We start from the raw sequence: 14,202 nt of genomic DNA, 5'->3' as shown, positions 1-14,202 counted from the left end.
CATGGGGCAGGGTCACCGGTTGGGGCACCTGCTCGGCGGTCGGCTGGGATGGCGGTTCGGGTGGTTCTGGGGCGCGTACGGGACCAGTGCGCTCGGTACCTGGCTCGCCTTCGGCGCGTTCCCACTGATCGCCGTGCTGGTGCTGCACGCCGGACCGGCCGAGGTCGCCGCGCTCTCCTCGGTGGGGGCCGCGGTGGGTGCGGTGGTGGCGGTGCCGCTCGGCCCCTGGGTGGAGTTCCGCAGCAAGCGGCCGGTGCTGGTCGCGACGGACCTGGTGCGGTGTGCGGCGCTGCTGACGATCCCCGCCGCGTTCGCGCTCGGTGTGCTGACCTTCCTTCAGCTCCTGCTGGTCTCGGTCGTCGTCGCGGCGGCCGACATCACCTTCCGGGCCGCCTCCGGCGCGTACCTGAAGACCCTGCTGCCGGCCGGGGACCTGCTCACCGCCAACGCCCGGTTCGAGTCGACGGCCTGGACCACCACGATCGTCGGACCGCCGCTGGGCGGCGCGCTGATCGGGCTGCTCGGCCCGGTGGCGACGGTGGCGGCCGACGCGGCGAGCTACCTGCTGTCGGCCCTCGGCGTCCGCGCGACGGGCGGGCCCGAGCCGCGCCCCGAGCGCCCGCCCGCCGCCCGGCTGCGGGCCCGGGACCTGCTCGACGGCTGGCGCCACATCCTCGCCGACCCGACCCTGCGGCCGCTGTTCCTCAACACCGCGCTGTTCAACGGCCTGGTGATGGCCGCCGAACCGCTGCTGGCCGTCCTGCTGCTCGGCCGGCTCGGCTTCGCGCCCTGGCAGTACGGGCTCGTCTTCGCCGCGCCCGCGATCGGCGGGCTGCTCGGTGCACGGCTGGCCCGACCGCTGGCCGGCCGGTTCGGGCAGCACCGGATCCTGGTGGTGTTCGGGACGCTGCGGGCGCTCTGGCCGCTCGGCCTGGCCTTCCCGGGGCGGGGCACCGGCGGCCTGCTGCTGGTGATGGCCGTCGAGCTCGGGCTGATCTTCTGCTGTGCGGTCTTCAACCCCGTCCAGGCCACCTACCGCCTCCAGCGCACCGCGACCGACCGGGTCACCCGCACGCTGTCGGCCTGGGCGGTGACGACCAAGCTCGCGACCGCGCTGCTGACGGCGCTGTGGGGCGTGCTGGGTGCGGTGCTCGGCCTCCGGACGGCCATCGGCCTGGCCGGCCTGCTGCTGCTGGCGACCCCGCTGCTGCTCCCGCGCCGCGCGGCGGAGCCGCTCCCCGAGTCGGTGCCGGCACCGGCGGCCTGACCAGGGGCGGGCCGTTCGTCCCAGGACCTCCCACCGACCGTCCGTCGGGCCGCCGGATTTCCGGCCGCCTCACCATGCCATCATGGCCATGCCAGGGACGTGGGCCGAACCACCGGCCCGCGCACGCCACGGGCTGGGGGGGCTTGGGCATGAGTACCTCGTGGGGACGATCGGCCGACGGTGGGGTCTGGGAGCTGGCGGTCCGTCAGCCGACCGCCGCGTTACGTGGGCAGGTCCTGGAGTACCGGGGCTATCGGATGGACCTGCGCCACCCGCGCAGAAGGCTGGAGGTGCCGGCCGGTGTGGTGACCATGGTGCTCGGCTTCGACGGGCCGATCCGGCTCACCGACGCCGTCACCCCGGAGCGGGTCTCCTCGTACACCTCGCTGGTCGCCGGGATGCGCCGGACCGGCACGATCGGCGAGCACGGCGGCCGCCTGCACGGCATCACGGTCTCGATGACACCCCGGACCGCCTTCGGGGTCTTCGGCCCGGCGCTCGGCGATCTGACCAACCAGTGGATCGCGCTGCCCGACGCGCTCGGCACCCGGACCACGGACGGCCTGCTGGACCAGCTCTTCGAGGCCCCGAGCTGGGACGCCCGGGCCCGGGTGCTGGACGCCTTCCTGCTCGGCCGACTGTCCGACAGCCGCCCCTGGGCGCCCGCCGTCGACTGGGCCTGGCAGGAACTGCGGCGCACCACCGGCCAGGTGGCCGTCCAGGAGCTCGCCGACACCGCCGGGTGGAGCCGTCGCCGGCTGGAGACCATGTTCCGCGAACAGGTCGGTCTGCCGCCCAAGGGCTGCGCCCGGATCCTCCGGCTGCAGCGGGTGCTGCGCGAGTACCGGGACGGTCCGGACCGGGACGGCACCCGGATCGCGCTGCGCTGCGGCTACTTCGACCAGGCCCACCTGGTCCGGGAGTTCCGGGCCACCCTGGGCTGCTCGCCGTCCCAGTTCTTCGCCCACCGGAAGACCCAGACCGGCGCCGAGCCGGCCGACCGCCTGACCGGGGAGGTCACCACCGCGATCCTGCCGAACGTCGACAGGGTGCTCACCGAGTGACCGTCGACCCGGGTCCCCTCGGCGGCGGTTCGCATTTTTACAAGCGACCCGGACGGCCCCGGGGAGAGGCTTTCCCCGGGAGCCCGGGCGGCTCCCGAGAGCCTGCTCCCGACGAAGGACTCCCGTATGCGTGTCCGCGCCGCCTTGCCGATCCTGCTGCTGTTCGCCGCCTCCTGTACCCCGGCGGGCTCGGCCCCCGCCCCGCCCGGGGCACCCGCCGTGCCCGAGGTGCGGTCCGGGGCCGACATCCGCCTCCCGTTCGACCGCTACCTGATGACGCCGGAACAGCGGCGTACGGTCACCCTGGCCGAGCAACGGATCGCCCGGACCTGCATGAGCCGGTTCGGCTTCGACTGGCCCGTCCCCGACCTCCCGGCCGTGCCCGCCGGCTCGACCAACGCCCGCCGCTACGGCGTGCTCGACCCCGCCGAAGTGGCCCAACTCGGTTACCACCCACCGGCGGACCCGGCTCCGCCCGCCGCGCCGCCCGGCACCTCGCCCGAAATGATGATGGTCTACGGCGGCAGAGGCGGCGTCTCCGAACTGGCCGGCCGGCCGATCCCCGACGGCGGCTGCCTCGGCGAAGCACGCCGGGAACTCGGCATCGGCGCCGTCGGCCTCGGCAGCCCGGAACTCAACCGGATCTCCACCGACTCCTTCACCCAGGCCCAGCACGACCCGCGTCACGCGGCGGTGAACGCCGCCTGGAGCGCCTGCATGAAACAGTCCGGCTACGCCTACGCCGACATCTGGCGGGCCAACAACGACCCCCGGTGGTCCGACCGGCAGCCCTCCGCACTGGAACTGGCCACGGCCCGTGCCGACGTCGCCTGCAAACTGAGCACCCGGGTACCGACCGTGCTGCTCACCATCGAGACCGAGCTCCAGACCACGGCCATCCGCCGCCACGCCGGCGCCCTCGACCGGGCCGGCACCCACCAGGCCGAGACGGTCACCCGCGCCGCCGCCCTGCTGGCCCGGCCGGCGGTCTGAGCCCCTGCCCGACCGCTACGTGAACAGCGGTGGCTGGTCGGTCTCGTGGTGCCCGATCAGCGCCACCTCCAGGTCGAGCTGGTCCTGGAACACCTGCGCCTCGCTCAGCGGCAGGTGGGTCATGCTGCCGGGGCAGAGCACCAGTTCGCGGCTGTGCACCTTGTGGTCGTGCACGACGCCGTATCCGGCGCGGCCGGCCAGCGGCGCGAGTGCCACGGGGCGACCACAACTCGGGCAGTGCACGCGGGGCCTCTTCATGGGACCAGGATGCCGCACGGATCCGACAGTGAGGGCGAGTGGGTGCGCCCCGGTGCCCGCTCGGGGGCGGGCACCGGGGCGCGGGGCGTGGGAGGTCAGGAGCCCCACGCCTCGAACTCGTAGATGCGGGTGGCCGGATCGGTGGTCTGGGTGGGCCTGGTGACCACCAGGCGTACGTAACGGGCGCTCAGGGCGACCGGGTGGTTGGTGGTGGCGGCGGTGTTCCCGGTGACCGTGGCGGCGGTGGTCCAGGCGTCGGTGGTGGAGTTGCGGACCTGGACGGTGAAGTCGCGGGTGTTCCAGGAGGCGCTCTCGCCGCCCGCCGCCGCGTGCTTGACGGTGAAGCGGGTGAGCGGGCGGACCGAGCCGAGGTCGACCTCCAGGGCCGGGCCGCTGGTCAGCGCGCACCACTTGTCGCTGTTGCCGCCCGAGACGCTGCCGTTGACGGCCTTGGCGGCGCCCTCGTTGGCGTTGCACTGGGCGGAGGCGGTGGCGGGCCGGTTCAGGGCGAGGTTGGACTCGGTGACGGTGGACCAGCCGACCGTCGTGCTCGCGGCGGTGGAGCGGCCGAGCTCGGTGGAGACCGCCTCGACGTCCAGCGTGGTGGCGCTCTCGGTGCCGGCCCGGTCCAGCTGCGGGACGAAGTACGCGTCGTTCGGGGTGGCGCCGAGGAAGGTGCGGGTGCCGTCGGCGTTGCGGCGGTACACCTCGTAGTGGTGCACCGCGCCGGTCGCGGAGGCCGCCCAGCTCAGCCGCAGGGACTTGCGGGTCGGCGAGACGTCCGCGCTGCCCAGGACGGTCAGCGCCGTCGGTGCGGCGGCGGTGTCCACCGCGCCGTCGTAGACCCGGAGTTGGCCGACCTTCAGATCGAAGGAAGGCGTGCTGCCGACGGTCTGCAGGCCGATCTGGGCGATCGTCCGGCCCGCGTAGGCGGACAGGTCCAGCGTCCTGGTCTCCCAGCCGGACCCGGTGGTCGAGCCCAGGTCGAGGGTGCTGAAGCTGGTCGGGGCGTCGGTGAAGGCGACCGCCGCCCGGAGGTTGGTGGCGCGGGCGGTCGGGGTCTTCAGAGTCAGCGCGAGCTTGGTGTCGGCGGCCACCGGCAGCTGGGTCTGGTACAGCCGGACGGTGTTGGTGGCGTCCAGGGTGCCGGTGAGCCGGAGCGAGGAGCCGCCCTCGTAGGCGTCGGTGAAGTCGATGGACGGGGTCAGCCGGCTGCCGGTCGAGCTGACCGACCAGCGGTAGGTCGGCGGCACGTCCTGGAGCGAGAGGTTGTTCCAGCCGGTCGAACCGACGCGCACCCCAGCGGAGTTGTAGAAGTCGCCCTGGCCGGTGTCGAAGGAGGTGACGAAGGGCTTGGTGGTGATCGGGGAGGATTCGGCGACGTACGTGGACAGGCCCTTCCAGGCCGAGCTGGTGGAGGTGTTGCCCGGGTCGGCGTTGGCGCCGACCCAGTAGCGGGAGTCCTTGGCGTAGAAGTCGGCCCGGTCGGTGGCGGACTTCCAGGTCCACTCCGGCCGGTAGAGGCCGAGCGAGGTGGTGTGCGGCTGGCCGGCCGGGAAGAGGGTGCCCCAGGAGACCGAGGTGTTGTAGCCGTTGGCCTCGGTGTCGATGCCCGAGTACAGCTCGTATTCGCTGCGGCCGAGCGAACGGGCCAGCGTGCGGGAGGAGTTCAGGCCGGAGCCGGTCCAGCCGAAGTTGACGAACATCGAGTCCGAGGTGCGCTTGGCCGACTCCTGCAGGAAGGCGTCGTTGGCCGAGGTCAGCGCGTTCTGCCAACTCACCGACCCGGACTCGGTCATGGCGTCGTACCACATGAACTCCACCGGCCCGAGCGAGCGGGCGTAGCGCAGTTCGTTGCGCAGCTCGGTGGCCAGGGCCTGGTCGCCGCCGTCGGTCTCCTGGTTGATGAACCAGCCGTCGAAGCCGTAGTACTGAGCGGCCTGGGCGAGTTTGTCGGCGACGGGATAGCTGCTGCCGGACTTCTGGGCGAAGTCGCGGACCCACTGGAGCTGGCCGCCGTACGCGGTGGGCGGGAAGAACACCGTGCCGTAGACCTTCACGCCGTTGCGGTGCGCGGCGTCGATCACGGTCGGGTTGGGGGCGAGGATCAGGCCCTCGCCGGCCGAACCGCCCCAGAACACCAGCTTGTCGACGTACTGCCAGTAGCCGAAGGCGTAGTAGTTCGGGTCGGCCGAGCCCTGGGACGGGTTGTTCGAGGTCGGGCCGAAGGAGACCAGGGAGGCGATCTTCCCCTCGCCGGCCCGGGCGTTGGCGTTGGCCTTGAGGGTGGGGTCGGAGACCCGGGGGCGGAGCGGGACCCGGGAGCGGTTGAACCTGGCGTCCGGGTCGGTGGCCGGGTCCCAGTTCAGGATGCTGTTCGGGTACCAGTAGGAGGCGAACGGCTGGGTGCCGGCCGCCGTGACCCCGGCTGCGGCCGCGACCCCGGGCGGGGCGGCGGTGTCGGAGGCTGCGGCGCCCGAGGCGGGGGCGAGGCCGAGCACGGCGGCGGTGAGCGCCGTGGTCAGCAGGAGGGGGAGATGTGGTCTCATCCGATGCTCCGGTCCAAGCGAGGAGGGTGGATTGCGCTCGGGTTGGCATGCCGCCCCGGAGGCTAAATTGCTTTAGCTGGTGGCGTCAAGGGTGCCGGGCGCACCTGAGTCGTCGTCATGCCGCCGTAGTCCCTTGTCCATGGGTGTAGTTGGGGCGGCAAGCCGGTGCAGACACCCTTGACGGCGGATCGGATCAGCGGCATAGTCCCCGATCACTAGAGCGGTTTAGTCAGGACCACCCTCGTCTGGACACACCAGGAGCCCCTCTGATGCGAAGAAGCCTCCGGCTGCGGTTGACCGTCACCGCGCTCGCCCTGTCGACCCTCGCCGGCTGCGGCCTCGGTGACAACTCCGGCACCGCCGCCGACGGTGCGGCCGTCACCGGCGAGGTGAAGGGCAAGGTCACGATCCAGACCTGGGCCCTGAAGCCGAAGTTCACCGCCTACCTGGACGGCGTGATCGCCGCCTTCGAGCAGAAGTACCCCGGCACCGAGGTCGAGTGGCTGGACCAGCCCGGCGACGGCTACTCCGACAAGGTGCTCAGCCAGGCGGCCGGCGGCTCGCTGCCCGACGTGGTCAACCTCCCACCGGACTTCGCACTGCCGCTGGCCAAGCAGAACATGCTGCTGGACGTGGCCGGGGCGGACCCGAAGCTGACCGAGGACTACGTCAAGGGCGGCATCGACGCCTACCGCTTCGCCGGGCGCGGCGGGGCGTACGGCTACCCCTGGTACCTCAACACCGACGTGAACTACTGGAACTCGGAGCTGCTCACCCGCTACGGCCTGGACCCGAAGAAGGTGCCGACCGGCCTGGACGAGCTGATCGCGCAGGCCAGGACGGTCAAGGAGAAGTCGGGCGGGACGGCCTACCTGATGAGCCGCAAGCCCGGTCTCGGCGACCTGGCCAACGCGGGCGTGCAGATCATGGCCGAGGACGGCCGGAGCTTCACCTTCAACACCCCCGAGGCCGCCGCCCTGCTGGACAAGTACGTGGCCGCCTTCAAGGAGGGCCTGCTCCCCAAGGACGTGCTGACCGAGACCTACGCCGGGAACGCCAAGCTGTTCAACGCCGGTACGGTCGCCTGGACCACGGGCGGCGCCAACTACATCACCAGCCTGGCCACCGACAACCCGACCCTGGCGCCGAAGGTGGTCCCGTCCGCCGCGATGGGCACGCCGCCGCTCTACGTCCAGGGCCTCTCGGTCGCCAGGAGCAGCAAGAACCCGGCCACCGCCGTCGCGCTGGCCCGCTGGGTGACCAACGCCGAGAACCAGGCCGCGTTCGCCCATCTGACCAGCATCTTCCCCTCCACCAAGGCCTCGGCCGGGGACGCCTTCTTTAGCAAGGGCGACGGCACCAACGCCGGTGACGCCAAGGTGATCGCCTTCGACTCGCTGGCCAAGGCCCGGATGCTGCAACCCGTCCAGGTCAACGACGCGATGAGCACCGTCGTCAACCAGCAGATCGCGCTCGCGATCAGCGGTCAGGCCGGCTCGAAGCAGGCGCTGGACACGGCGGTCGAGCGCTGCAACCAACTGCTCAAGGACTGAGACCCCGGAAAGGCGTGCGATGACCCACCGGCGCTGGTTCACCCCGTGGCTGCTGGCCGCACCGGCCGTGGTCTGGCTGGCCGTCTTCAACCTGTGGCCCGCGCTGAACACCGTGGTGCTGTCGTTCACCAACGCCAAGCCGCTCGGCGGCGGCCGGTTCACCGGCCTGGCGAACTACGAACGCGCCTTCAGCGACGAGCAGTTGGCCGACGCGCTGCTGAACAGCATCGTCTACCTGCTGATCTGCCTGCCGCTGCTCACCCTGCTCCCGCTGCTGCTGGCCCTGCTGGTGGAGAAGCGGCTGCCCGGCATCACCTTCTTCCGGACCGCCTTCTACACCCCGGTGATCGCCTCGGCCGTGGTGGTCGCGCTGATCTGGGGCTGGGTGCTGGACGACCGGGGTCTGGTGAACGGGCTGCTCGGCCAACTCGGCCTGGCCGAGCAGCCGGTGTCCTTCCTCACCGACCGCTGGCTGCTGCTGTTCAGCGCGATCGGGCTGACGGTCTGGAAGGGCCTCGGGTACTACATGGTGATCTACCTGTCGGCGCTCGGGAACGTCGGCCGCGAGCTGCACGAGGCCGCCGCGGTCGACGGGGCCTCGGCGGCCCGCCGGTTCTGGCACGTCACGCTGCCCGGGGTGCGGCCCACCATGATGCTGGTCTCGGTGCTGATCTCGGTCTCCGCGCTGCGGGTGTTCTCCGAGCTGTACGTGCTCTCGAACGGCACCGGCGGCCCGGGCGGCCGGGACATGTCGGTGGTGATGCTGATCCAGATGTACAGCCGGGGCTTCACCGGGCACATCGGCTACGCCTCGGCGCTCAGCCTGCTGCTCTTCCTGATCACCGTCGGCCCGATGCTGCTGCTGGCCCGGCTGAACCGAAAGGCGGTCTGAGGATGGGACCGGCAAGGACCCGGGGCCGGGGCTTCCACACCCCGTCACCCGTCGAGCGGACGGTGCGCTACCTGCTGCTGGCACTGGTTCTGCTGCTGACCGTCGGCCCGTTCCTGTGGCAGCTGTCCACCTCGCTCAAGGGCCCGGGCGAGGACGTCTGGTCCCGGACGCCCGGCTTCTGGCCGCAGGACCTGACCTTCGCCAACTACGGCAAGGTGGCCGACACCATCCCGGTCTGGACGTACGCCGCCAACTCGCTGGTGGTGGCCGGGATCGCGGTGGTCGGCAACGCGGTGGGCGCCACGCTGGCCGGGTTCGCGCTGGCCCGGCTGCGGTTCCGGGGCGCCCGGCTGGTGCTCGGCCTGTTCCTGGCCACCCTGGTGCTGCCCGGCGAGGTCACCATCGTCTCCCAGTACGTCACGGTGCGCAGCCTCGGCCTGACCGACACGCTGGCCGGGGTGGCGCTGCCCGGGGCGGTCTCGATGCTGAACGTGCTGCTGATGCGCACCGCCTTCCAGGCCGTCCCGCCCGACCTGGACGCGGCGGCCCGGATGGACGGCGCCAACGTCTGGCAGCGCCTGGTGCACGTCGGCCTGCCGAACGTCCGGGGGATGCTCAGCGTGGTGGTCATCTTCACCTTCATCGGCGCCTGGGACGACTTCCTCTGGCCGCTGATCGTGCTGAACGACCCCGGCAAGTACACCCTGACCGTCGGCCTGCAGTACCTGAACGGCACGTTCAGCGCCAACCCCCGGCTGATCGCGGCCGGCACCATGATCGCCTTCCTGCCGATCGTGGTGGTCTTCGCCACCCTGCAACGGTTCTTCTTCCGGGGTGTCGAGGAGGGCGCGGTCAAAGGCTGAGCAGTGCCCCGGTCCGCACCCCAAGGAGAGTTGTCCCCGGTATGACCATCCGTCAACAGTTCGACCCGGCACCACGGTTCGGCGTCAACTACACGCCGAGCCAGGGGTGGTTCCACCACTGGCTCGACTTCGACCTGGACCAGATCCGGGCCGACCTGGACTCGATCGCCGGGCTCGGCCTCGACCACCTCCGGGTCTTCCCGCTCTGGCCGCTGTTCCAGCCGAACCGCACGCTGATCCGGCCCCGGGCGGTCGAGCACCTGGTGCAGCTGGTCGACGCGGCGGCCGAGCGCGGTCTCGACGTCGCGGTGGACGGGCTGCAGGGCCACCTGTCCAGCTTCGACTTCCTGCCCGCCTGGACGGCCACCTGGCACCGGCGGAACATCTTCACCGACCCCGAGGTGCTGGACGGCCAGGAGCGCTATCTGCGCACGCTGGCCTCGGCGTTGGCGGAGCGGGCCAACTTCCTCGGGATGACGGTCGGCAACGAGATCAACCAGTTCTCCGGCGATCCGCACCCCGACCCGGACCGGATCACCCCCGAGCAGGCGGACGCCTGGCTGCGCCGGATGCTGGCCGCCTGCGAGCAGGGCGCCCCGGGGCGGCTGCACCTGCACGCCGAGTACGACGCCTGCTGGTACCAGGACGACCACCCCTTCACCCCCGCGCAGGCCGCCGGGATCGGCGCGGCGACGGCGGTGCACTCGTGGGTCTTCAACGGCACCGCCCAGCGGCACGGCGCCGCTTCGGTCGCGGTCGGGCAGCACGCCGCGTACCTGATCGAGCTCTCCAAGGCCTGGGCCGAGGACCCGGCCCGGCCGGTCTGGCTCCAGGAGGTCGGCGCCCCGGAGCCGCACATCCCGCCCGGGCAGGCCGCCGACTTCGTCCGGACCACGGTGGCCGCCGCGCTGGACTGCCCCGACCTGTGGGGCGTCACCTGGTGGTGCTCGCACGACGTGGCCCGCTCGCTCGCCGACTTCCCCGAACTGGAGTACAGCCTCGGGCTGTTGACCAACGACCGGCGGGTCAAACCGGCCGGCCGGGCGATCGCCCGGGCGATCGAGGAGGTCCGCGCGCACTGGCACCGGCCGCCGCCGCGCGGCACCGCCCTGGTGCTGGACCTGCCGGAGGCGGCGGCCAAGCGCTCGACCTGCGCCCCCGGCGGCGCGTTCTTCGAGGCGTTCATGCGGCTGAGCGCCCAGGGTGCCAGGCCCAGCGTGGTGCTGGCCGGCCGGGCCACCGACCCCGCGCACCTCGCGGCGCGTGGCATCACCGCGCTGGTCGCGGTCGAGGACGTCGAGCAGAGCTGAAGTCCCCCTTTTCGCCGAGTACTTCATGGAGTGTCTGTCATGCATGATGACCGGAGTCTGGTCGAGTCCCGGCTCAAGCGGGTGCTCGCGGAGCGGATCCGCCCGGCGGTCTACCCCGAGTCGGTGCCGCTGGAGGTGGGGATCTGGACCGCGCCGGACGAGCCGGTGCCGGTGGCCGAGGGCATCGCCGCCCCGCGCACCCCGATCGCGGCCGGGCAGCGCTGGGGCGCCCCCTGGGGTACCAGCTGGCTGACCGTCAGCGGGACGGTGCCGGAGGCGTGGGCGGGGCGGACGGTCGAGGCGCTGATCGACCTGGGCTTCGACGCCAACATGCCCGGCTTCCAGTGCGAGGGCCTGGTCTACCGGCCCGACGGCACACCGGTGAAGGGGCTCAACCCGCGCAACCAGTGGGTGCGGATCGCCGCCCCGGCGGTCGGCGGGGAGCAGGTGCTGCTGCACGTCGAGGCCGCGTCCAACCCGGTGATCCTGGACTACCACCCCTTCCTGCCCACGCGGTTGGGCGAGAAGGAGACCGCCGGGAGCGAGCCGCAGTACCGGCTGGAACGGGTCGACCTGGCGGTGCTGGACGAGACGGTGTGGCAGCTGGTGATCGACCTGGAGGTGCTCGGCGAGCTGATGGCCGAGCTGCCGGTGGACGGCGCCCGCCGCTGGGACCTGCTGCGGGCGGTGGAGCGGGCGCTGGACGCGATCGACCTCCAGGACGTGAACGGGACGGCGGCCGCCGCCCGGGAGCAGCTGGCCGGGGTGCTCGCCACCCCCGCCGAGCCCTCGGCGCACCGGATCAGCGCGGTCGGCCACGCGCACATCGACTCGGCCTGGCTGTGGCCGCTGCGCGAGACGGTCCGCAAGGTGGCCAGGACCACCGCCAACATGACCGCCCTGCTGGAGGACGAGCCGGACTTCGTCTACACGATGTCGCAGGCGCAGCAGTACGCCTGGATCAAGGAGCACCGCCCCGAGGTGTACGCCCGGGTGAAGAAGGCGGTCGCGGACGGCCGGTTCGTGCCGGCCGGCGGGATGTGGGTGGAGTCGGACACCAACATGCCGGGCTCGGAGGCGATGGCCCGTCAGTTCGTCCACGGCAAGCGGTTCTTCCTGGACGAGTTCGGGATCGAGAACGAGGAGGCCTGGCTGCCGGACACCTTCGGCTTCGCGGGCGGGCTGCCGCAGATCATCAAGGCGGCCGGGTCCAAGTGGCTGCTCACCCAGAAGATCTCCTGGAGCCAGGTCAACAAGTTCCCGCACCACACCTTCTGGTGGGAGGGCATCGACGGGACCAGGATCTTCACCCACTTCCCGCCGGTGGACACCTACAACTGCTCGATGGACGGGCGCGAGATCGCGCACGCCGCCCGGAACTTCAAGGACAAGGGGGTGGCCAGGCACTCGATCGCGCCGACCGGTTGGGGCGACGGCGGTGGCGGCACCACCCGCGAGATGATCGCCAAGGCGGCCCGGCTGCGCGACCTGGAGGGTTCGGCCCGGGTCAGCTGGGAGCGGCCCGCCGAGTTCTTCGCCAAGGCGCAGGCCGAGTACCCGAACCCGCCGGTCTGGGTCGGCGAGCTCTACCTGGAGCTGCACCGGGCCACGCTGACCAGCCAGGCCAGGACCAAGCAGGGCAACCGGGCGGCGGAGAACCTGCTCCGGGAGGCCGAGCTGTGGGCCGCCACGGCGGCCGTCCGGGTCGGACTCCCGTACCTGTACCAGGAGTTGGACCGGATCTGGAAGACCGTCCTGCTGCACCAGTTCCACGACATCCTGCCCGGCTCCTCGATTGCCTGGGTGCACCGGGAGGCCGAGCGGACGTACGCGGCGGTGGCCGCCGAGCTGACCGGGATCACCGAGCGGGCCCAGCGCGCACTGGCCGGTGACCCGGCGGGCGGGGGAGAGGTGGTCTTCAACGCGGCGCCGCACGCGCGCGGCGGGGTGCCGGCCGGTGGCGGCCGGGTGGCCGGGGAGCCGGCGGGCGGCTGCACCGTGACGGCCCGGCCGGACGGCGGGTTCCGACTGGAGAACGGCCTGCTCCGGGTGGAGGTGGACGGGCGCGGCCTGGTGGTGTCGGTGCTCGACCTCGCCACCGGGATGGAGACGGTCGCCCCCGGGGCCGCCGCCAACCTGCTCCAGCTCCATCCCGACTTCCCGAACATGTGGGACGCCTGGGACGTGGACCAGTTCTACCGGAACACCGTCACCGACCTGACCGGGGTCGACGAGATCGCGTTGGCCGCCGACTCACCGGGGACCGTGGCCGTCCGGGTGTCCCGCTCGTTCGGGACGTCCAAGGCGGTGCAGACGATCGCCCTGACGGCGGGGGCCCGGCGGTTGGAGCTCGACACCGAGGTGGACTGGCAGGAGACCGAGAAGTTCCTCAAGGCCGCCTTCCCGCTCGACCTGCACACCGACCGGTACGCCGCCGAGACCCAGTTCGGCCACCTGTACCGCCCCACCCACACCAACACCAGCTGGGAGGCGGCCAGGTTCGAGTCCTGCAACCACCGCTTCGTCCACCTGGCCGAACCCGGCTGGGGCGTCGCCCTGGTGACCGCCTCCACCTACGGCCACGACGTCACCCGGACCGTCCGGGCCGAGGACCACGGCACCACCACCACGGTGCGGTTCTCGCTGCTGCGCGCCCCGCGCTTCCCCGACCCGCACACCGACCAGGGCCGGCACAGCTTCCGGCACGCCCTGGTGCCGGGCGCGGAGATCGGCGACGCGGTCCGGGAGGGCTACCTGATCAACCTGCCCGAGCGCCGGGTGGCCGGCTCCGCCGAGGTCCGCCCGCTGGTCGAGCTGGACCGGGCGGCGGTGACGGTCAGCGCGGTGAAACTCGCCGACGACGGGAGCGGCGACGTGGTGGTCCGCCTGTACGAGAGCACAGGCGGCCGGGCCGACGCGCTGCTCACCGCCGGATTCGACTTCACCGCCGTACGGGTCTGCGACCTGCTGGAGCGTCAACTCCCGGACCGCAGCGCGGAGCGGGCCGACGGCGGGGTACGGCTCCGGCTGCGCCCGTTCGAGCTGGTCACGCTGCGGTTCGCCCGGGCCTGACGGCGGCCCGGGGTGGTCAGCCGCGCTGGTGGGCGGCGCGGCGTTGGCGCTTGGCGAGTGGGGGCTGGGTGAGGTCGGCGGACTTCGAGCGGAGGCCTTTGAAGGGGTAGCCGCGCTCGGTGAGCCACTGTTCGGCGGCGGCCTCGGCGCGGGTGGTGGCGGCCACGATGTCCTCCTCGGCCGCACCGGATTCCAGGAAGCGGAAGGTGAATCCGGTCCGGCCGGGGAGGTCGTAGGCGAGGTGGCCCTCGGGGGTGAACGCCGCGTGCAGGACGTCGTGCTCCGCCGCCCGCGCGATCAGCTCGGTGAGCTGGTCGGAGTCGAGACCGTCGAAGAAGCCGGAGACGGTGATGCGGAAGATGCGTGCGCTCATCCCGTGAC

The 14,202-nt window shown here is 72.2% G+C and carries 11 protein-coding genes; 8 read left to right on the top strand and 3 right to left on the bottom strand.

Going from position 1 to position 14,202, the window contains the following annotated elements:
* Nucleotide 1 precedes the first annotated feature (1 nt).
* From OHV05_RS02435 to OHV05_RS02425, 3 genes are all read left to right on the top strand, one after another.
* The gene (locus tag OHV05_RS02435) at nt 2–1,267 is read left to right on the top strand and encodes an MFS transporter (protein ID WP_405016081.1); all 1,266 of its coding nucleotides are present in this window, start codon (nt 2–4) and stop codon (nt 1,265–1,267) included.
* 149 nt (nt 1,268–1,416) lie between these two features.
* The gene (locus tag OHV05_RS02430) at nt 1,417–2,331 is read left to right on the top strand and encodes a helix-turn-helix domain-containing protein (RefSeq protein ID WP_405016080.1); all 915 of its coding nucleotides are present in this window, start codon (nt 1,417–1,419) and stop codon (nt 2,329–2,331) included.
* 126 nt (nt 2,332–2,457) lie between these two features.
* Nucleotides 2,458–3,324, top strand: coding sequence for a hypothetical protein (locus OHV05_RS02425; RefSeq protein ID WP_405016079.1), 867 nt, complete (start codon nt 2,458–2,460; stop codon nt 3,322–3,324).
* Nucleotides 3,325–3,339: 15 nt separating this feature from the next.
* Here the strand turns inward: OHV05_RS02425 and OHV05_RS02420 are convergent, their stop codons facing one another.
* Nucleotides 3,340–3,540: a hypothetical protein gene (locus OHV05_RS02420; protein ID WP_405016078.1), complete on the bottom strand. Its 201-nt coding sequence runs from the start codon at nt 3,538–3,540 to the stop codon at nt 3,340–3,342.
* 137 nt (nt 3,541–3,677) lie between these two features.
* Nucleotides 3,678–6,131, bottom strand: coding sequence for an endo-beta-N-acetylglucosaminidase (locus OHV05_RS02415; RefSeq protein ID WP_405016077.1), 2,454 nt, complete (start codon nt 6,129–6,131; stop codon nt 3,678–3,680).
* A 269-nt stretch (nt 6,132–6,400) separates the two neighbouring features.
* On the opposite strand from OHV05_RS02415, the gene OHV05_RS02410 reads away from it, so the two are divergent.
* Genes OHV05_RS02410 through OHV05_RS02390 form a run of 5 tightly spaced genes read left to right on the top strand, consistent with a single transcriptional unit; the run spans nt 6,401 to nt 13,821 of the window.
* Nucleotides 6,401–7,684 carry an ABC transporter substrate-binding protein gene (locus OHV05_RS02410; RefSeq protein WP_405016076.1) on the top strand — a complete coding sequence of 428 codons (1,284 nt, stop codon included), beginning with the start codon at nt 6,401–6,403 and terminating at the stop codon, nt 7,682–7,684.
* Nucleotides 7,685–7,703: 19 nt separating this feature from the next.
* Complete coding sequence (locus OHV05_RS02405; protein WP_405016075.1) at nt 7,704–8,576, top strand: carbohydrate ABC transporter permease; 873 nt, start codon at nt 7,704–7,706, stop codon at nt 8,574–8,576.
* 2 nt (nt 8,577–8,578) lie between these two features.
* Nucleotides 8,579–9,439 carry a carbohydrate ABC transporter permease gene (locus OHV05_RS02400; protein WP_405016074.1) on the top strand — a complete coding sequence of 287 codons (861 nt, stop codon included), beginning with the start codon at nt 8,579–8,581 and terminating at the stop codon, nt 9,437–9,439.
* 41 nt (nt 9,440–9,480) lie between these two features.
* Nucleotides 9,481–10,749 (top strand): glycosyl hydrolase, encoded by a 1,269-nt coding sequence (locus tag OHV05_RS02395; protein WP_405016073.1) that lies wholly within the window; start codon nt 9,481–9,483, stop codon nt 10,747–10,749.
* Nucleotides 10,750–10,788: 39 nt separating this feature from the next.
* Entirely contained in the window at nt 10,789–13,821 is a 3,033-nt protein-coding gene (locus OHV05_RS02390; protein ID WP_405016072.1) for an alpha-mannosidase, read from the top strand.
* 16 nt (nt 13,822–13,837) lie between these two features.
* Here OHV05_RS02390 and OHV05_RS02385 read toward each other — a convergent pair whose 3' ends face one another.
* On the bottom strand, nt 13,838–14,194 hold the full coding sequence (locus tag OHV05_RS02385) for a DUF6204 family protein (protein ID WP_405016071.1): 357 nt from the start codon (nt 14,192–14,194) through the stop codon (nt 13,838–13,840).
* Nucleotides 14,195–14,202: the final 8 nt, after the last annotated feature.

Origin of the sequence: Kitasatospora sp. NBC_00070 (assembly GCF_045041205.1) — a bacterium.
Classification (GTDB): domain Bacteria; phylum Actinomycetota; class Actinomycetes; order Streptomycetales; family Streptomycetaceae; genus Kitasatospora.
Note: the sequence above shows the minus strand (reverse complement) of the source record. Positions and strands in the feature narration are given on the sequence as shown.

Coding starts and splice junctions, on each gene's coding strand:
- OHV05_RS02435 (WP_405016081.1), top strand. CDS start 2: ATGGGGCAGGGTCACCGGTTGGGGCACCTGCTCGGCGGTCGGCTGGGA.
- OHV05_RS02430 (WP_405016080.1), top strand. CDS start 1,417: ATGAGTACCTCGTGGGGACGATCGGCCGACGGTGGGGTCTGGGAGCTG.
- OHV05_RS02425 (WP_405016079.1), top strand. CDS start 2,458: ATGCGTGTCCGCGCCGCCTTGCCGATCCTGCTGCTGTTCGCCGCCTCC.
- OHV05_RS02415 (WP_405016077.1), bottom strand. CDS start 6,131: ATGAGACCACATCTCCCCCTCCTGCTGACCACGGCGCTCACCGCCGCC.
- OHV05_RS02410 (WP_405016076.1), top strand. CDS start 6,401: ATGCGAAGAAGCCTCCGGCTGCGGTTGACCGTCACCGCGCTCGCCCTG.
- OHV05_RS02405 (WP_405016075.1), top strand. CDS start 7,704: ATGACCCACCGGCGCTGGTTCACCCCGTGGCTGCTGGCCGCACCGGCC.
- OHV05_RS02400 (WP_405016074.1), top strand. CDS start 8,579: ATGGGACCGGCAAGGACCCGGGGCCGGGGCTTCCACACCCCGTCACCC.
- OHV05_RS02395 (WP_405016073.1), top strand. CDS start 9,481: ATGACCATCCGTCAACAGTTCGACCCGGCACCACGGTTCGGCGTCAAC.
- OHV05_RS02390 (WP_405016072.1), top strand. CDS start 10,789: ATGCATGATGACCGGAGTCTGGTCGAGTCCCGGCTCAAGCGGGTGCTC.
- OHV05_RS02385 (WP_405016071.1), bottom strand. CDS start 14,194: ATGAGCGCACGCATCTTCCGCATCACCGTCTCCGGCTTCTTCGACGGT.